The organism is Pseudomonas sp. Marseille-Q1929 (assembly GCF_017316265.1).
Lineage (GTDB): Bacteria > Pseudomonadota > Gammaproteobacteria > Pseudomonadales > Pseudomonadaceae > Aquipseudomonas.
Window position 1 is genome coordinate 29,957 of sequence record NZ_JAFLWU010000024.1, and the last position, 17,784, is coordinate 47,740.

The window sequence follows — 17,784 nt, forward strand, 5'->3', positions numbered from 1 at the left end:
TTCAAACGGCTGTTTTCAGGTTGTTGCCCTCGCAAACGATCGAACGCATTTGCGCCCTTGAGCGCCTGTCGGCGCTCGGGTAATGTCATCAGACCCATAGGACAGAGCACGCCCATGACTTCCAAGCTGGAACAACTCAAGCAAATCACCACCGTCGTAGCCGATACCGGCGATTTCGAAGCTATCGCTCGGGTCAAACCGCAAGACGCCACCACCAACCCTTCCCTGCTGCTCAAGGCTGCGTCGATACCCGCCTACGCCAAGCTGCTGGACGAGTGTGTCAAAGACTGCAACGGTGATGTCGGCCTGGCCAGCGATCGCTTTGCGGTTGCGGTGGGTCAAGAGATCCTGAAAGTGGTTCCGGGGCGTATTTCCACCGAGGTGGATGCGCGCCTTTCGTTCGACACCGACGCTGTACTCAAGCGTGCGCACCGTCTGATCGACCTGTACGAAAAGGCCGGCATTGGCCGTGATCGCGTGCTGATCAAGATTGCCTCCACCTGGGAAGGCATCCGCGCCGCAGAAAAGCTGGAAAAAGAAGGCATCCAGACCAACCTGACCCTGCTGTTCTCCTTCGCCCAGGCTGTTGCCTGTGCCGAAGCAGGTGTGTTCCTGATCTCACCGTTCGTGGGCCGCATCTACGATTGGTACAAGAAGGCCAACGGCAGCGACTACACCGGCTCGGAAGACCCGGGCGTGCAGTCGGTGACGCGCATCTACAACTACTACAAGGCTAACGGCTACAAGACCGTGGTGATGGGCGCCAGCTTCCGTAACCTGAGCCAGATCGAAGAACTGGCCGGTTGTGATCGCCTGACCATCAGCCCGGACCTGCTGGAGAAACTGGCGGCCGACAACGGCAAGCTGGAGCGCAAGCTGGCTCCAGGCCACGCCGGTGAAGCGCGTGTGCATCTGACTGAAGCGCAGTTCCGCTGGGAGTCCAACGAGGACGCGATGGCGACTGAGAAGCTGGCGGAGGGGATTCGTCAGTTTGCTCGGGATCAGGAGAAACTGGAGGCACTGCTGAGCGCCAAGTTGTAAGGCAGGCCGTAACAAAAAGGGCGATACCTGTGAGGGTATCGCCCTTTTTTGTGCTCGCCGGGTTTGGCAGCACGTCCTGTATTGCCTGGGCTGGCGCTATCGCAGGCAAGCCAGCTCCCACAGAGACCGAGTTTTTACTGGGGAATCAGTGGCGTTCGAGGGCGTTGACGAGGTCGTGGAACGCTTCGCGGTTGGACTCGTTCAAGCCCATCAGGATCTTGTGCGCTTCCAACACCTTGACCCGCACCACCTCTTCAGACTGGTCCTGCGACGGCAGGTCGGTCAGGCATTCCGGGCACGGGATCGGACGGTCAACGATGTTGAACACCTGATCGAAACCCATGGACTGCAACAAACGGGTGATGTCTTCGTGGGTGGTGACGACCGTGGGCAACAGGCCGACCTTCTGCCGAGACAGAATGGACAACTTGGCCAACAACCCAAGGGTGGTGCTGTCGATGCTGCGGGTTTCGGTCAGATCGATCACGATCGCCGAGAAGTTCAGCGCGGTGAAAATCCGCTCAATCGTCGCATCCAGCGCCGAACACAAGGTCAGGCGCACTTCACCGACAAACTTCAGGACAAAGGTCCCGTCTTGCTCGGCGAATTGGATTCTTCCGGTACTCATCAAAGATTCCTGCTCAACACCAATAGGGCGATATCATCCGGCATCTCCCCCAGCGTGGCCAATCCAAACACTTGCCGCAGGCCATCCAGGCTGCCGCCCGCCGACTTGACCTTTTGGGGCAAGGCGGCTTCTTTCTCCTTGAGTGTAGGCTCTGGAAGCAAGTCCAGGATACCGTCGGACATCAGCGTCAGGCTGAAGGTCGGCGGCAGCTCCAGGATGTGATCTTCGTAGGTGGCTTCATTGAACAAGCCTACGGGCAGACCACGTCCTTCCAGGTAGCGCACACTGTCAGGCGTATACAAAACAGGCATCGGCAGGTGACCGCCAATACTGTAGGTCAAAAGACCGGTTTCTTCATCAATCACGCCGCCGACCATCGTCACGTGCTTGCCCAGCTTGCAGCTGATCAAACCTCGGTTGATGTGGCCCAGCACCTCGGACGGCGTGAACTCCGGCAAGGTGCCATTGCGCTTGGATTCGAACAGCAACCGCGTGGTCATGAACTTCAACAGCACGGTGACAAACGCAGACGAGGCGCCGTGGCCGGAGACGTCGGCCAGGTAGAACGCAACGCGGCGCTCATCCACACGGAAATAATCGACAAAATCACCCGACAGGTACAACGACGGGATGATCTGGTGGGCAAACTGGAATTCGTCGATGGTCCACGGGCTCACCGGCAACATGTTCATCTGCACCTGGCGACCGGCGTTCTGGTCTTCCTGGAGCAGGTTCAGGCTGGCTTCAAGTTCGCGGTTGGCGGTTTCGAGTTTTTCGCGGTAGCGCTGGTTTTCCAGGAGCAGGCGTGCACGATCCAGGGCACGGCGTACCGAATGCTCCAGCACCGCCAGGTCTTCCAGGGGCTTGATCAGGTAGTCGGCAGCGCCCAGGCGCAGGGCCTCGACCGCGTCGTTCATCACCCCGGCACCGGACACCACAATCACCGGCGTCTGCGGCGCAAGCTCGGTCACCTGGCGAATCAGCTCCAGGCCGCCCATCTGGGGCATGCGCAGGTCGCAGATCACAAGGTCGGGCTTGTCGCGCTCGAATACCTGGAGACCCTGTTGGCCATTGCTGGCCTGCAGGACGCTGAAGCCACTGTCTTCCAAATAGGCCGCGAGACTCGCGCGCACTACTTCGTCGTCATCGATTATCAGCAGCGTGGCACTGGTTTTTTGCATGTGGGCAAACGGCGCCAGAATTAGGTTGGCGTAGGCAGCTCGGCAATGGCCGGACTCACACTACTGGATTCGCTTTCTAGCCACTCTGTCCTACAAAGCACGGGCTTTTGGCCTACGCACAACAGTAAAGCAGAGGTGCCCTTCTAAGGCGCAGACGGTACTCCCATCCGTCAGGGGTTTCAAGCTCATGCCGATGGTCGCCGGGCGTCTTTACATCGCAAATCACTGGGAGTTATAAGAACAGGCAATACCACAACACAAAGTAAGGATGGAACCCGTGAGCGAACACGAGCGCGACTACGCCGAAAAACGCGATTTCATCCGCATGCGAGTGGATGCCGATGTGTCTTTGATCCACGCCGGACAAGAGATTGCAGGGGTTTGCGTGGACCTTTCCAGCTCCGGCATGCAGGTGCAGGCGCCGCGCCAATTCCAGGTAGGCGACACACTGACCGTACGCATCGATTCCGAGCACACCGCCCTCGCGGGGCTGGAAGCGGACACCGAGGTAGTCTGGACCAAGACACACGGCCCAGACCAGCACCTGGGCCTCAAGATCTTGAAAATGCGCTGAAATCCGCGCACAAAAAAAGGCGACCCTCACGGTCGCCTTTTTCCATTTCAAGACATCACGACTTAAAAGTCGTCAACAACCTTGCCGTCCTTCACCTTGAACTCGCGGTTCTGCAAGTAGGCGTTGCGGATGAAGGTGTATTTGTCGCCGGTGATCAGCTTCTCGCTGTCGAGCAAGCTGGCACGGACATCAACCACGTTCAGGCCGAAGGTGCTGTTGCGCCAGCCGATATCGTTCATGTAGCGGTACGGCTGGGTGTAGCTGTCGACGTACTTGGACGGCGCGTCACGCAAGGTGCTCGGGCCCAGCAACGGCAGCATCACGTAAGGACCGCTGCCCACGCCCCAGTAGCCGAGGGTCTGGCCGAAGTCTTCATCGCTGCGTTGCAGCCCCATTTTGGTGCCGACGTCGATAAAGCCCAGCACGCCAAACGTGGTGTTCATCAACAAGCGCGCCGTGTCCACACCCGCCGCATGCGGCTTGAGCTGCAGCACATTGTTGGCCAGGTTGCCGACATCGCCGATATTGCGGAAGAAGTTATGAACACCATCCTGCATGAATTGCGGGGTCACGAACTGATAGCCTTGGGCCAGAGGCTTGAGGGCATAGGTATCAACGGTGTCGTTGAAGGTGAAGATCGGGCGGTTCACGCTTTCCCAGGGATCATCTTCCGAGGCTGCCTGTGCGGCGAACGGGGCCAGCAGGACAGTGGCACACACCGACAGCTGAGCGAAGTAGTGGCTCCAGCGCATAGCTTTTGCTCCTTGAATGGTCTGTCATGGGCGCTATGCCCTGAATAAGGCCGTGAGTATATGACGGAAGTGTCCATTTAGGCAGCAACTGGGAAAAGTCATGCCGTAAATGCACAAAATTCCTACAATTAAAGCCGGGTGTCATCGGCTTGTCATCCCGCGCCGATAGGGTCAGAGCTATTTCAGGGATGTGCCCATGCCTCACGCCGAGATTGCCATCGCCAGCGCGCCTGCCTTGACTGCCGTTCTGTTTGGCCTGAGTGGTTGCCTGGTGGACTTCGGTTCCCAGGCACGCAGCGATTCGTCCTCGCTCGATTCCCTGGCCACCCCCGGCGCCCTGAAAATCCTGCGCAGCCTGCAAGAGCAGGGCGTGCCCTGCGCCTGGCTGGACGAACTCCCCGCCTCGATTACCACGCCATTGGCCACGGTGCTGCCCAACTGGCTGAAAGCAACATCGCCCTCCTCCATTCGCTGGCCCGCCCCTCACGCCTGCTGGCAGGCCTTGATGGAATTGAACATCGAACGCCTCGAAGGCTGTGTGCTGGTCAGCGGCGAACCGCGCTTGCTGCAATCGGGGCTCAACGCCGGCCTGTGGACGATTGGCCTGGCGTCCTGCGGCTCGCTGTGCGGCATGGCCCCGGCGCAATGGCAGGCGTTGAGCGAGCAAGAGCGCGAGCACAAGCGCGGCAAGGCCACCGTGGCCCTGTACGGGCTGGGCGTGCATTCGGTGATCGACCACCTGGGCGAGCTCGGCACCTGCCTGGCCGACATCAGCCTGCGCCAGCTCAAAGGCGAGAAGCCCTGATCGAGATCATGCACAGTCGGCGCAGGTGGATTAGTCTACAGGTCAGCCCGTAGACCTTTCTCGGCGTGCCGCGGTCTATGCCAGTGCCTATCGATAAAAGGAAGAACGCCATGCCTGCCCGCGAAAAACTGCAAGAACAGGTCAATACATTGCGCGAGCAACTGGAACAGGTTCCACCGCTGTCGCCCGAAAAACGTGAAGCGTTGGAAGCCTTGCTCGCCAAGTTTGAAGTCCAGCTTGAACTGGAGCCCGCCACCCAACCTCCGAGCATTGCCGACGATGTGAACCTGGCGGCGGTGGAATTCGAATCCGAGCACCCGCTGATTGCCGGGACGCTGCGTAACATCGTGACCACTCTGGGCAACATCGGGATCTGACTCAGGTTTCAGCCAGACACAGAAACCAATGTGGGAGCGGGCTTGCTCGCGAAGGCGGCGTGTCAGTCAACAGATTCATTGGCTGATCTACCGCATTCGCGAGCAAGCCCGCTCCCACATTTGGTTCTGCGTGAAGGCTATTGGCGGGCCAGGCGCACGTTCTGGAACGACACATCCTCAGTACTGCGATAAGGGTTGATATCCAACCCACCACGCCGCACATAACGCGCATACACCGTCAATTTCTCAGGCTTGAGCAAACGTTGCAGGTCGAGAAAGATCCGCTCCACACACTGCTCATGGAAGTCCGAGTGCTGGCGAAAGCTCACGATGTATTCCAGCAGGCTGGCGTGATCCAGCGCGGCCCCACGGTACTCCACCACCACGCTGCCCCAGTCGGGCTGGCTGGTCACCGGGCAGTTGGATTTGAGCAGGTGGCTGTGCACGCTCTCCTCGACAATGCGCGAATCATCGCAACGCAGCAGTTCCGGGCGCGGGTGCTCATAATTGCTGACGCTGATGTCCAGCTCATCGATGCACACGCCCGGCAACGCCATCACGCCTTCGGCCTCGATCTCGGCCAAGCTGCGGATGCGCACACTCACCGGCTTGCCGGCTGCGGCGCTGAGGTCGGTGCGCAGGGTCGCTTCCAGGTTCGCCGTGTCGGCGAATGCGGTCTGGTTCAGCGAGTTGAGGTACAGCTTGAAGGACTTGGACTCGATGATATTCGGCGAGTCAGCCGGGATGCTGAACTCACCGATGGCCACCACCGGCTTGCCCGACGGCAACAGCCAGGACAGTTCGAAGCAGTTCCAGAAGTCCACGCCCTTGTAAGGCAGGGTCTCGGCGCTCAGGCCCAGCTCGGCCCATTTGGCGGCGCGAGGAATCGGAAACAGCAACGACGGGGTGTAGGTGGAGATGTATTCACTGGACTTGCCCAGCGGCGAATGTTCGGCTGCGGGATGCATGGCGGAAACCTGGCTAAATAAACGCCGTCAGTCTACCAGCCTTTGCCCCCGCCTTTGCGGCCTACTCGACGTTCAGCTCTCCCACCATGCCCGCCTGGTAATGCCCTGGCAGGTTGCAGGCGAACTCCAGGCCCGTGGACCGGGTGAAGGTCCAGGTCAACTCGGCGGTTTTCCCAGGCTCGACCAACACACTGTTGGGATCATCATGTTTCATCATCGCGCCATGACCCATGGCACTGTGATCCATCTTGCCCATGCCGGTGGCGGTGAGCATGCCACTGGCCTGCATCTGCAACATTTCCTTCTGGTGTTCGGCATGCATCGCCGCGTCGCCCAGGTTGAATTCGTGAAGCAGCTGGCCTTTATTGACCAGGACAAAGCGCACGGTCTCACCGGCCTTTACGTCCAATGACTTGGGCGAAAAGGAAATATCCTGCAAGGTCACTTCCACAGTGCGCGTGGCCTGAGCGGCCGCTGCCGCGTGGCCAAATGCATAGGTATGCGCCGAGTCCGCCATCGCAGCAAAACTCGCCACCAACAGGTAACCCGCCAATAACAGGGGTGTACGCAACGCCATCTCAACTCTCCAAAAATGTGTAACACGCTGAACAGCACTCTAAGATGGGGCTGCTGCCAGCTAGCTGACTGCTAGATTACAACTTTGTCAGGTTGCGCCCCTACCCTGGAACCCACGGTATAAAGCGCCTCGTGCACCGCCACCCAGAGCCGCCCATGAAACTGCTGATCGTCGAAGACCAACCGAAAACCGGCCATTACCTGCGCCAGGGCCTGGCCGAAGCCGGCTTTACCACCGAGCTGGCGGCCGACGGCACCAGCGGCCAGCACCTGGCATTGACCGGTGACTACGATCTGCTGATTCTCGACGTCATGCTACCCGGTCGCGATGGCTGGCAAATCCTGCAAGCGGTGCGCAGCGCCGGCCTGGAGACGCCGGTGCTGTTCCTCACCGCCCGCGACGCCGTGGAAGACCGCGTACACGGCCTGGAACTGGGCGCCGATGATTACCTGGTCAAGCCTTTCGCCTTTTCCGAACTGCTGGCTCGGGTGCGCAGCCTGTTGCGCCGTGGCAGCAGCGCGCCACAGGAAACCGCCCTGCAACTGGCCGACCTGCGCCTGGACCTGATTCGCCGTCGCGTCGAGCGGGACGGCCAGCGCATCGACCTGACGGCCAAGGAGTTCGCCCTGCTGGAACTGTTGCTGCGCCGCCAAGGCGAAGTGCTGCCCAAATCGCTGATCGCCTCCCAGGTCTGGGACATGAACTTCGACAGCGACACCAACATCATCGAAGTGGCGATCCGTCGCCTGCGCCTGAAAGTCGACGACAGCTTCCCCAACAAGTTGATCCACACCGTGCGCGGCATGGGTTACGTGTTGGAGGAGCGCTTCAATTGATCCAGCGCCTGTCCCTGGCCAGCCGCCTGGCACTGTTGTTTGCGGCGTGTACTGCGGTGGTCTCGTTGCTCGCCGGCGTGCTGTTCAACCGTGCCAGCGAGGCGCATTTCATCGAGCTGGACCAACAACAGCTCGACAGCCAGCTCGTGGCCCTGCGCAGCACCTTGCAAGGTGTGGACTCGGCCGAATCCTTTGCCCGTCGCGAAGCGCAACTGCGCGCCGAACTCAGCCACCAACCCGACCTCACCCTGCGCATTACCCGCGCGGGCCAGCGCTGGTTTGACGGCGCACCCGGCATGACCTTGCCCGATTCCCCCGGCTTGCACAGCCTGCAAGACGCCGGTACCGACTACCGGGTGTACAACGCGCCGTTGATGGCCGGCACACCTGACTCGCCACAGCTGAGCCTGATGCTCGACATCACCCACCACCAGCACTTCCTGCAACGCATGCAGCACCTGATCTGGCTGACGGTTGGCCTCTCGGCACTCGCCACCGCCTTGCTGGGTGCCTGGGCCGCGCGCAGTGGGTTGCGGCCGTTGCGGCGCATGGGTGATGTGGCGGCAGGCGTATCGGCCCACTCCCTGACCCAACGCCTGCCCCAGGAACAGATGCCAGCCGAGCTGGCCGAACTGGCCCAAGCCTTCAATGCCATGCTCGGCCGCCTGGACGACGCCTTCCAGCGCCTCTCGGCGTTCTCCGCCGATATCGCCCATGAGCTGCGCACACCGCTGTCGAACCTGCTGACCCACACCCAGGTCATCCTCACCCAGCCGCGCCCGCTGGAGGACTACCGCGAAGCGCTGCACAGCAATCTGGAAGAGCTGCAATGGATGGCGCAATTGGTCAACGACATGCTGTACCTGGCCAAGGCGGACCACGGCTTACTGATGCCCAAGCGCGAGCCCTTGGCATTGGCCGATGAAGTGGACACGTTGCTGGAGTTTTTTGCGTTGCTGGCGGAGGACGCCCAGGTCAGCCTGGTACGTGAAGGCTCTGCACATACGGCAGGTGACCGCGGCATGTTGCGCCGGGCGCTGTCGAACCTGCTGGATAACGCGCTGCGGTTCACGCCGACGGAGGGCGTAGTGCGGGTGCGGATAGAGGACGGTGTGAGGCTGACTGTCGAGAATACCGGGGAAGGTATTCCAGCAGAGTTGCTGCCGAGGCTGTTTGACCGATTCTACCGGGCGGACCCGGCGCGCCATGAGGGCAGCAGCGAGCATGCAGGGCTGGGGTTGCCGATTACCCAGTCGATTGTGCGGGCCCATGGCGGGCGGATTTTTTGTGAGTCGGGGGCGGGTTGGACTAGGTTTGTGATTGAGTTGCCAGCTCCAGATTGATGCAAGCTGTGCCGGCCCTATCGCGGGCAAGCCCGCTCCCACATTTTGATTTGTGAATACATTCAACTGTGGGAGCTGGCTTGCCTGCGATAGCGATCCAAAGGCCTACGAATACCTCAGGGCATGCGCCGGCTCAATCTTCGCGGCCCGATACGCCGGATACAGCGTCGCCAAAAAGCTCAACACAAACCCCGCCGTGCAAATCAGCAGCACATCCCCACCCTGCAGCTCCGAAGGCAGGTTGCTGACAAAGTACACGTCCGAACTGAAGATATGCTGCCCGGTCACCCGCTCCATCCAGCCCACCAGCGCACTCACGTTCAGCGCCGCAATCACCCCCAGCACGCCGCCAATCAAGGTGCCGACGATGCCGATCACCGTGCCCTGCACCATGAAGATCGCCATGATCTGCCGTGGCGTGGCGCCAATGGTGCGCAGGATGGCGATGTCGGCGCCCTTGTCGTTCACCACCATGATCAGGGTGGCGATGATGTTGAACGCCGCCACGGCGACGATCATCAGCAACAGCAGGCCGATCATGGTTTTTTCCATCTTCATCGCGCTGAACAGGCTGCCCTGGGTGTGGGTCCAGTCGTCCGCCTTGTAGGCGGTGCCCAGGCTGCCGGCGATATCCGCCGAGACCTTGGGCGCCGCATACAGGTCTTTCACCGCCAGGCGCACGCTTTGCACCTGGTTTGGCTGCCAATGCTGGATCTCTGCCGCGTCGGCCATGTGGATCAAGGCCATGGAGCCATCCAGCTCGGCGCCGACCTTGAAGATACCGACCACATTCAGACGCTGCATGCGCGGGGTGATCCCCCCCGGTGCCGTGCTGATTTCCGGGACGATCAGGGTCAGCTTGTCGCCCACATTCAAGCGAAAGCGCCGGGCGGTGATTTCACCGACCACCACGCCGAACTCGCCGGGTTTCAGGTCCTCCAGCTTGCCCTGCACGATGTGCTGGGCCACGATCGACACCTTGCCTTCCTGGGCCGGGTCGACGCCGCTGATCTCAATCGGCTGCATCGCGCCCTTGTAGGAGAACATGCCATCCATCTGCGTGAACGGTACTGCGGCGGTCACTTCAGGATTCTTCATCGCAGCGGCGGCCACTGGCTGCCAGTCGTCAATCGGGTTCACGCCGACGATAGTGGCGTGGGGCACCATGCCGAGGATGCGTGAGCTCATTTCGCGCTGGAAGCCGTTCATCACCGACAACACCACGATCATCGCCAGCACACCCAGGGCGAGGCCGATCATCGAGGTCATCGAGATAAACGAAACAAAACGGTTGCGGCGCTTGGCGCGGGTATAGCGCGTGCCGATGAAAATCGATAACGGTCTGAACATTCGCGGGCACCGTTGGAAAAATAGAAAACCCGATGTCAGACACCGGGCTTGAAACAGGTCAGATGGCGACCAGATGACCTTCCTGCAGGTGCAACACACGGTCCATCTGGCGGGCCATGCTCATGTCATGGGTCACCACCAGAAACGCGGTGCGCATCTGCGTGCTCAACTCCAGCATCAAGTCCTTGATGCCCTGCGCTGTGTGGGAGTCGAGGTTGCCGGTCGGCTCGTCGAGCATCACCAGGCCCGGGTTGTTGACCAGGGCACGGGCGATGGCCACACGCTGGCGCTCGCCGCCGGACAGTTCGGCTGGCTTGTGCTCCAGGCGATGGCCCAGGCCGACGCGCTCCAGCAAAGCCTTGGCGCGCTGACGGGCTTCCGGGATCGCGGTCTTGCCGATCAACAGCGGCATGCACACGTTTTCCAGGGCGGTGAACTCCGGCAGCAGGTGGTGGAACTGGTACACAAAACCGAGCGAGCGGTTGCGCAACTGACCACGGGCCTTTTCACCAAGGGCCGACAGTTCTTCCCCGGCCAGCCATACGCTGCCCTGGGACGGCGTATCAAGGCCGCCCAACAGGTTCAACAAGGTACTTTTGCCAGAGCCGGAACTGCCGACAATCGCCACGCGCTCGCCCGGGTGCAACTCCAGTTGCAGGTTGGACAGCACCACCACCGACTCCGGGCCTTCCTCGTAGGATTTGCCCAGGTTGCGGCAGCTCAAGATTGCTTTTTCACTCATGCCCGATTCACTCATAACGTAAGGCCTGTGCTGGCTGGGTGCGTGCCGCGCGCCAGGCTGGATACAGGGTGGCAAGAAAACTCAATACCAACGCGGCGCCGCCCACCATCAACACGTCCTGGGCCTGTACCTGGGACGGCAAGTAGTCGATGAAGTAGACGTCGGCGTTGAGAAACTTGTGGCCGATCAGGGTTTCGAGGCCGGCGATGGCGGCGCTGACGTTCAGCGCGGCCAGGATGCCGACGGCGGTGCCGATCAGGGTGCCGACCACGCCAATCACCGTGCCCTGCACCATGAAGATCGCCATGATCTGCCCAGGCGTGGCGCCAAGGGTGCGCAGGATGGCGATGTCGCCTTTCTTGTCATTCACCACCATCACCAGCGTGGAGATGATATTGAACGCGGCCACGGCGACGATCAGCAGCAACAGCAAGCCGATCATGGCTTTTTCCATGCGGATGGCCTGGTACAGGTTGCCGTGGGTGCGGGTCCAGTCGCGGGCGTAGTATTGGGATTCGCCCAGGTTCTGGGCGATTTCCCACGAGGTACGCGGGGCGTCGAACAGGTCATTGAACTTGAGGCGCAGGCCCTGCACCTGGTCCGGCTTCCAGCGATGCAGGCGGGCCAGGTCGGTGAGGTTGGTCAGACCGAGGTAGCCGTCGATCTCGCCAGCGCCCACGTGGAAGGTGCCGACCACGGTAAAGCGCTTCATGCGCGGGAACATGCCGGCCGGGGTCACGGTGACTTCCGGGGCGACGAAGGTCAGCTTGTCGCCCAGGTTCACGCCGAGCTTGGCCGCGGCCTTGTCACCGATCACGATGCCGAACTCGCCAGGGGCGAGGTCATCGAGTTTGCCCGACAACATGAACTTGTCGATGATCGAGACGTTGCGCTCCTGGGCCGGGTCGATGGCATTGAGCAGGATTTTCTGCACCTTGCCGTCGTTGGTCAGCAACCCCTGCATCTGGGTAAATGGCGCGACGGCCAGCACCTTGGGGTTCTGCTTGACCTTGTCGGCCAGGCTTTGCCAGTCACTGATGGGCTCATCGCCCTCGATGGTCGCGTGGGGCACCATGCCCAGCACGCGGGTACGCATCTCATGATCGAAGCCGTTCATCACCGACAGCACCACGATCATCACGACCACGCCCAAGGCGAGCCCGATCATCGAGGTCAAGGAAATGAACGACACAAAATGATTGCGACGCTTTGCACGGGTATAACGCGTGCCGATAAATACGAAGAGAGGTCTGAACATGTCGGGGCTTGTTCGGAGGAAAAGAAGACGTCCCGGTGGCGGGGTCTGGTAAGCAGCTTTACACTCAGACCATTAACGCTAGCTGGGGTTCGCCATGTCGACATTAGATGAAGAAGAGCGCCGCGAATACTACCGTATCGACGACATGATCGCACTTCAAATCAAAAGCCTGTCTGCCCCGGAGGCGGCCAGCAAGGAAGTGTTGCTGGATGATTCTCCGCTGTTCAATTTACTCAGTGAATTGCACCTGAGTGAATTCGAAGCCCAGCACCTGCTGCGCCAGCTCAGCGAGAAAGATCGCACCCTCGCCGCCTTCCTCCGCGTACAGAACAAACGCCTGGACCTGCTCAGCCAGATAATGGCGCGCGGCCTGCTGGATGAGGTCGGCGCGCCGCAGCCGGTGATCATTTCCGAAGGCGGCATCGACTTCCAGCACCCTACCCCCCTCGCCCCCGGCGCACACCTGGCGGTCAAGCTGGTGCTGATGCCCCAGGCACTCGGCCTGCTGCTGCGCGCGCGGGTCACCCATTGCGATCCCAAGGGCGCTGGCTTTGACGTGGGCACGGAGTTTGAATCCATGACCGACGCCCAACGCCAGCTGCTCGCCCGCTACATCCTGCAGAAACAAGCCCAGGAACGCCGCCTGGCGCGGGAACAAAGCGACGCCCAAGACACCTGAATAGCATTCACCCCGCCAGACACGCTGGCGCATAGGAGCAACTGTGACCCTGATTTACGGCCACCGCGGTGCCAAAGGCGAAGCACCGGAAAACACCCTGACCAGTTTTCAGCAATGCCTCAAGCACGGCGTACGCCGCTGCGAACTGGATTTGCACCTGTCGATGGACGGCGAGTTGATGGTCATCCACGACCCGACCCTCAAGCGCACCACCGACCGGCGCGGCAAAGTCGTCGAGTACTCGGCAGCGGACCTGGTGAAGATGGACGCCCGCAAAGGCGGCCCGGGCTGGGTCAAACCCTGCCCGATCCCACGCCTGGAAGAGTTGTTCGAGCAGTGCGACTTCGATCACTGGCAACTGGAAGTCAAAAGCGCCTCACGCACCCGCGCAGCCACTACCGTGCTGGCGATTCGCGAGATGGCCGTGCGCCACGGCCTGATGGACAAGGTCACGGTCACGTCAAGTTCGCGGGAAGTGCTGAAAGCGGCGGTGGAACTCACCCCCGACCTGTCACGCGGCCTGGTGGCCGAATACGCCTGGCTCGACCCGCTGAAGGTCGCGCAAAACTACGGCTGTGAGATTCTGGCGTTGAACTGGACGCTGTGCACCCCTGAGCGTCTGGAAAAAGCCCAGCGCCAGGGCCTGCACGTGTCCGTGTGGACGGTCAACGAACCTGCGCTGATGCGCAGGCTCGCCGACTTCGGCGTAGATAGCCTGATTACAGACTTTCCCGGTTTGGCCACTGCCACCCTCGAGAATTACTGAAATCGGTCTCCCCGGCCGGCTCAGGCCACCGGCCGGAGCCGCTCAAAAAAGCCGGTTGAGGCCGTCGTAGGCCGCGACCCGATAGGCTTCGGCCATGGTCGGGTAGTTGAACGTGGTGTTCACAAAGTACTTGAGGGTATTTTGCTCGCCCGGCTGGTTCATGATGGCCTGGCCGATGTGCACGATCTCCGACGCCTGGTAGCCGAAGCAATGCACGCCGAGGACTTCCAGGGTTTCCCGGTGGAACAGGATCTTCAGCATGCCTTGCGGCTCGCCGGCGATCTGCGCACGCGCCATGCTCTTGAAGAACGCCTTGCCCACTTCGTAAGGCACCTTGGCCTTGGTCAGCTCGTGCTCGTTCTTGCCGATCGAGCTGATCTCGGGAATGGTGTAGATCCCGGTCGGCACGTCGTTCACATAACGCCAGCTGCCGTTGTCGACGATGCTGCCAGCGGCCGAACGGCCCTGGTCATGCGCCGCACTGGCCAGGCTCGGCCAGCCGATCACGTCGCCGGCGCCGTAGATGTTCGGCACGCAGGTGCGGTAGTTCTCGTCCACCTCGATCTGGCCACGGCCGTTGACCTTGACCCCGATGTTTTCCATGCCCAGCTTGTCGGTGTTGCCGGTACGGCCGTTGCACCACAGCAAGGCATCGGCCTTGATCTTCTTGCCGGACTTGAGGTGCAGGATCACCCCGTTGTCCAGGCCTTCGACCCGCTCATACTCTTCGTTATGGCGCACGGTGATGTTGTTGTTGCTGAAGTGGTAGCTCAACGCCTGGGAGATTTCCGAGTCGAGGAAGCTCAGCAACTGGTCGCGGTTGTCCACCAGCTCCACCAGTACACCCAGGCCGCTGAAGATCGAGGCGTATTCACAGCCGATCACGCCGGCGCCGTAGATGATCAGTTTGCGCGGGGTGTGGCCCAGGCTGAGGATGGTGTCGCTATCGTAGATACGCGGATGGTGGAAATCGATATCGGCCGGGCGATACGGGCGCGAACCGGTGGCGATGATGATGTGCTTGGCCACCAGCTTCTCGACCACGCCGTTGGGGCAGACCACTTCGACGGTTTGCTCGTCGGCGAAGCTGCCGGTGCCGAAGAACAGGTCGACACGGTTACGGGCGTAGTAACCGGTGCGCGAGGCCACTTGCTTGGAGATGACTTTCTCGGCGCTTTTCAGCACGTCCGGGAACGAGAACCAGCGCGGCTCACCAATGGCCCGGAACATCGGGTTGGTGTTGAACTGCATGATCTGGCGCACCGAGTGACGCAAGGCCTTGGACGGGATGGTACCCAGGTGGGTGCAGTTACCGCCGACCTGGCGACGGCTATCGACCATCGCCACCTTGCGCCCTGCCTTCGCGGCGTTCATCGCCGCACCTTCTCCAGCCGGGCCGGAACCCAGTACCACCACGTCGTAGTTGTAGACAGCCATGCGTACTCCTCAGAACAGGCCAGGCGTACGGTTGGACGCCTGGCTAAATCATGCCGCGGCCAGCGGTCATGAAGGACATTTTGGCTCAAGTGTGTGAACCGGGGCACAGTCTATATAAGGCTCAACGCCGCGCACATTAACCCTTGGTCGCGTCGTAGGCCAGTCTTGCCGTTACTACAGCGTAAGGAAATTGCAATTACACTGCCAGCAAGCACCTTTGCAGGACGGGCCATTATGCGGCATGTCGCTTTCTGTTTATTGATGATGTTGTCGGTCATGGTCCAGGCCAACGAGACCGACCGGCTCAGGCAGGCCGGTTTTCCTGCGCAGTCCCATGAGCTGGCCTTGAAAAACCAAGTGGTGCTGACCTATCTCTGGGCGGATGTCTACGCGGCAGCGCTGTATGCCCCGGCCGAGATGCGCGCCAAGCTCGCCTGGGCGCAGCAAAAGGCCCTGCGCCTGGAGCTGTATTACTTTCGCGATATCGACCGTGGCGATGTGATCAAGGCCGCCAATACGACACTGGAGCGCCAACGGGTTAGCGCACGATTGAAACCCGAGGTAGAAACATTGCATGCCCGCTTTCGCGACATCCAGAAGGGTGATCGCTATGCGCTGGATTTTCGCCCTGGGCGTGGGTTGAATCTGGAGATCAATGGGGCGGTGGTGTTCAGTAGCCCCGATGATGAGCTGGCGCGGGCTTACCTGGGGATTTGGTTGGCGCCCAAGGGGTTGTCGGAGGGGTTGCTGAATTGAGGGTGTGTCAGTGCTGCCGCCATCGCGGGCAAGCCCGCTCCCACATTTTGATTTGTAAACACATTCAAAGGTGGGAGCTGGCTTGCCTGCGATGAGGCCCTTACAGCCCCCACAAAACCTACAGGCATAAAAAAGCCCCGAACCAGTCGGGGCTTTTTCATTCAGCGCAAAGGCTTAGCGCGGAAACGCAGGCGGGTTGACCCCAGCCATGTCTTCCATCACGCGAACCACCTGGCAGCTGTAGCCGAACTCGTTGTCGTACCACACGTACAGCACAACACGGTTGTCCTGGGTGATGGTCGCCTCGGCGTCCACCACACCGGCGTGGCGCGAGCCCACGAAGTCGGTGGAAACCACTTCCTGCGAGTTGACGAAGTCGATTTGCTTGTGCAGATCGGAGTGCAGCGCCATGAAGCGCAGGTACTCGTTCATCTCTTCACGGGTGGCGGCTTTCTCAAGGTTCAGGTTGAGAATAGCCATCGACACGTTTGGCGTCGGCACGCGGATCGCGTTACCGGTCAGCTTGCCAGCCAGTTCAGGCAGGGCCTTGGCAGCAGCGGTGGCAGCACCGGTCTCGGTGATTACCATGTTCAACGCGGCGCTACGGCCACGGCGATCGCCCTTGTGGAAGTTGTCGATCAGGTTCTGGTCGTTGGTGTACGAGTGAACCGTCTCAACGTGGCCGTTGACGATACCGAACTTGTCATTCACAGCTTTCAGCACCGGTACGATGGCGTTGGTGGTGCAGGAAGCGGCAGACACGATCTTGTCGTCAGCGGTGATTTCACCGTGGTTGATGCCGTGCACGATATTCTTCAGCTTGCCCTTGCCCGGTGCGGTCAGGACAACGCGGTCGATACCCGGGCAGGCCAAGTGTTGGCCCAGGCCTTCGGCATCACGCCATACGCCGGTGTTGTCCACCAGCAGTGCGTCTTTGATGCCGTACTGGGTGTAGTCCACTTCAGCCGGGTTCTTCGCGTAGATCACCTGGATCAGGTTACCGTTGGCGGTGATGGTGTTGTTTTCTTCGTCGATGACGATGGTGCCGTTGAACGGACCGTGTACCGAGTCGCGACGCAGCAGGCTGGCGCGTTTGGTCAGGTCGTTGTCGGCGCCTTTGCGCACAACGATGGCACGCAGGCGCAGGCCGTCGCCGCCACCGGTTTTTTCGATGAGGATGCGCGCCAGCAGACGGCCGATACGACCGAAGCCGTACAGCACAACGTCAGTGCCTTTGCGGCCACCGGCGTTTTGCTGGCCAACCACATCGGCCATCTCTTCACGCACGAACTGCTCGGCGGTACGCCCAGCGCCTTCTTTGCGGAATTTATAGGCCAACTTGCCCAGGTCTACCGAAGCCGCGCCGAGCTTGAGCTCGCTCATGGCTTTGAGCAGTGGGAATGTTTCGTGGACGGAGAGTTCGCTGTCGTCGGCGGAACGGTGACGCGCAAAGCGGTGGGCTTTGAGAATCGCGATGACAGACTGGTTGATCAGGCTGCGGCCATAGATCGAGCTCACCACATTGTTATTGCGGTACAGCTGGCCGATAAGCGGAATCATCGCTTCTGCGAGTGCTTCACGGTCGATCCATTCACCAAGACACTGGTCGGGCTTCTGAGTCACGGGAACCTTCCACATGTAGGGGCAGAAAAAAGGGGCTACATTATGCCGCCCGACCGGCCTCGGAGCAATGCGCCCCAGGCAACAAAAAGTG

At 60.7% G+C, this 17,784-nt stretch carries 19 protein-coding genes; 9 read left to right on the forward strand and 10 right to left on the reverse strand.

Annotated elements, in window-relative coordinates; genetic code table 11:
* The first annotated feature begins 114 nt into the window (after positions 1 to 114).
* Positions 115 to 1,041 (forward strand): transaldolase, encoded by a 927-nt coding sequence (tal, locus tag J1G37_RS22135; protein WP_017737360.1) that lies wholly within the window; start codon positions 115 to 117, stop codon positions 1,039 to 1,041.
* A 145-nt stretch (positions 1,042 to 1,186) separates the two neighbouring features.
* Here the strand turns inward: tal and rssC are convergent, their stop codons facing one another.
* On the reverse strand, positions 1,187 to 1,669 hold the full coding sequence (gene rssC, locus J1G37_RS22140) for an anti-sigma factor antagonist RssC (protein WP_003172602.1): 483 nt from the start codon (positions 1,667 to 1,669) through the stop codon (positions 1,187 to 1,189).
* Positions 1,669 to 2,850, reverse strand: coding sequence for a two-component system response regulator RssB (gene rssB, locus J1G37_RS22145; protein ID WP_017737359.1), 1,182 nt, complete (start codon positions 2,848 to 2,850; stop codon positions 1,669 to 1,671). Before rssB ends, rssC begins: the two co-directional genes overlap by 1 nt.
* Before the next feature lie 277 nt (positions 2,851 to 3,127).
* On the opposite strand from rssB, the gene J1G37_RS22150 reads away from it, so the two are divergent.
* Positions 3,128 to 3,424 (forward strand): PilZ domain-containing protein, encoded by a 297-nt coding sequence (locus J1G37_RS22150; protein ID WP_207045365.1) that lies wholly within the window; start codon positions 3,128 to 3,130, stop codon positions 3,422 to 3,424.
* Positions 3,425 to 3,486: 62 nt separating this feature from the next.
* Here the strand turns inward: J1G37_RS22150 and J1G37_RS22155 are convergent, their stop codons facing one another.
* Entirely contained in the window at positions 3,487 to 4,176 is a 690-nt protein-coding gene (locus J1G37_RS22155; RefSeq protein WP_017737357.1) for a VacJ family lipoprotein, read from the reverse strand.
* A gap of 196 nt (positions 4,177 to 4,372) precedes the next feature.
* Between J1G37_RS22155 and J1G37_RS22160 the strand changes: the two genes are divergently transcribed.
* Together J1G37_RS22160 and J1G37_RS22165 are read left to right on the forward strand one after the other, a co-directional pair.
* Complete coding sequence (locus J1G37_RS22160) at positions 4,373 to 4,981, forward strand: HAD family phosphatase (protein ID WP_207045367.1); 609 nt, start codon at positions 4,373 to 4,375, stop codon at positions 4,979 to 4,981.
* Positions 4,982 to 5,091: 110 nt separating this feature from the next.
* On the forward strand, positions 5,092 to 5,358 hold the full coding sequence (locus J1G37_RS22165) for a DUF4404 family protein (RefSeq protein ID WP_207045368.1): 267 nt from the start codon (positions 5,092 to 5,094) through the stop codon (positions 5,356 to 5,358).
* A 137-nt stretch (positions 5,359 to 5,495) separates the two neighbouring features.
* On the opposite strand, the gene queF is transcribed toward J1G37_RS22165, so the two are convergent.
* Together queF and J1G37_RS22175 are read right to left on the reverse strand one after the other, a co-directional pair.
* Entirely contained in the window at positions 5,496 to 6,326 is an 831-nt protein-coding gene (gene queF / locus J1G37_RS22170) for an NADPH-dependent 7-cyano-7-deazaguanine reductase QueF (protein ID WP_207045370.1), read from the reverse strand.
* Between the two features lie 61 nt (positions 6,327 to 6,387).
* Positions 6,388 to 6,903, reverse strand: a complete 516-nt coding sequence (locus J1G37_RS22175; protein ID WP_207045373.1) for a cupredoxin family protein — start codon at positions 6,901 to 6,903, stop codon at positions 6,388 to 6,390.
* A gap of 155 nt (positions 6,904 to 7,058) precedes the next feature.
* Between J1G37_RS22175 and J1G37_RS22180 the strand changes: the two genes are divergently transcribed.
* Together J1G37_RS22180 and J1G37_RS22185 are read left to right on the forward strand one after the other, a co-directional pair.
* Positions 7,059 to 7,739: a heavy metal response regulator transcription factor gene (locus tag J1G37_RS22180; protein ID WP_207045374.1), complete on the forward strand. Its 681-nt coding sequence runs from the start codon at positions 7,059 to 7,061 to the stop codon at positions 7,737 to 7,739.
* Positions 7,736 to 9,082 (forward strand): heavy metal sensor histidine kinase, encoded by a 1,347-nt coding sequence (locus tag J1G37_RS22185; protein WP_207045376.1) that lies wholly within the window; start codon positions 7,736 to 7,738, stop codon positions 9,080 to 9,082. Before J1G37_RS22180 ends, J1G37_RS22185 begins: the two co-directional genes overlap by 4 nt.
* Positions 9,083 to 9,187: 105 nt before the next feature.
* Here the strand turns inward: J1G37_RS22185 and J1G37_RS22190 are convergent, their stop codons facing one another.
* From J1G37_RS22190 to J1G37_RS22200, 3 genes are read right to left on the reverse strand one after another with little or no spacing between them, the layout of a single operon-like run.
* Positions 9,188 to 10,432 (reverse strand): lipoprotein-releasing ABC transporter permease subunit, encoded by a 1,245-nt coding sequence (locus tag J1G37_RS22190; RefSeq protein ID WP_124528043.1) that lies wholly within the window; start codon positions 10,430 to 10,432, stop codon positions 9,188 to 9,190.
* A gap of 58 nt (positions 10,433 to 10,490) precedes the next feature.
* A complete protein-coding gene (gene lolD, locus J1G37_RS22195; RefSeq protein WP_017477213.1) occupies positions 10,491 to 11,174 on the reverse strand; it encodes a lipoprotein-releasing ABC transporter ATP-binding protein LolD in 684 nt (227 codons plus the stop codon).
* Between the two features lie 7 nt (positions 11,175 to 11,181).
* Positions 11,182 to 12,432, reverse strand: coding sequence for a lipoprotein-releasing ABC transporter permease subunit (locus tag J1G37_RS22200; RefSeq protein WP_207045379.1), 1,251 nt, complete (start codon positions 12,430 to 12,432; stop codon positions 11,182 to 11,184).
* Between the two features lie 94 nt (positions 12,433 to 12,526).
* Between J1G37_RS22200 and J1G37_RS22205 the strand changes: the two genes are divergently transcribed.
* Both J1G37_RS22205 and J1G37_RS22210 read left to right on the forward strand, forming a co-directional pair.
* Complete coding sequence (locus J1G37_RS22205) at positions 12,527 to 13,111, forward strand: PilZ domain-containing protein (RefSeq protein WP_207045385.1); 585 nt, start codon at positions 12,527 to 12,529, stop codon at positions 13,109 to 13,111.
* 43 nt (positions 13,112 to 13,154) lie between these two features.
* On the forward strand, positions 13,155 to 13,877 hold the full coding sequence (locus tag J1G37_RS22210) for a glycerophosphodiester phosphodiesterase (RefSeq protein ID WP_207045387.1): 723 nt from the start codon (positions 13,155 to 13,157) through the stop codon (positions 13,875 to 13,877).
* A 42-nt stretch (positions 13,878 to 13,919) separates the two neighbouring features.
* On the opposite strand, the gene sthA is transcribed toward J1G37_RS22210, so the two are convergent.
* Positions 13,920 to 15,314, reverse strand: a complete 1,395-nt coding sequence (gene sthA / locus J1G37_RS22215; protein ID WP_017737346.1) for a Si-specific NAD(P)(+) transhydrogenase — start codon at positions 15,312 to 15,314, stop codon at positions 13,920 to 13,922.
* Between the two features lie 234 nt (positions 15,315 to 15,548).
* Between sthA and J1G37_RS22220 the strand changes: the two genes are divergently transcribed.
* A complete protein-coding gene (locus J1G37_RS22220) occupies positions 15,549 to 16,070 on the forward strand; it encodes a chalcone isomerase family protein (RefSeq protein ID WP_207045390.1) in 522 nt (173 codons plus the stop codon).
* A gap of 174 nt (positions 16,071 to 16,244) precedes the next feature.
* On the opposite strand, the gene J1G37_RS22225 is transcribed toward J1G37_RS22220, so the two are convergent.
* Entirely contained in the window at positions 16,245 to 17,708 is a 1,464-nt protein-coding gene (locus J1G37_RS22225; RefSeq protein ID WP_207045392.1) for a glyceraldehyde-3-phosphate dehydrogenase, read from the reverse strand.
* Positions 17,709 to 17,784 lie beyond the last annotated feature (76 nt).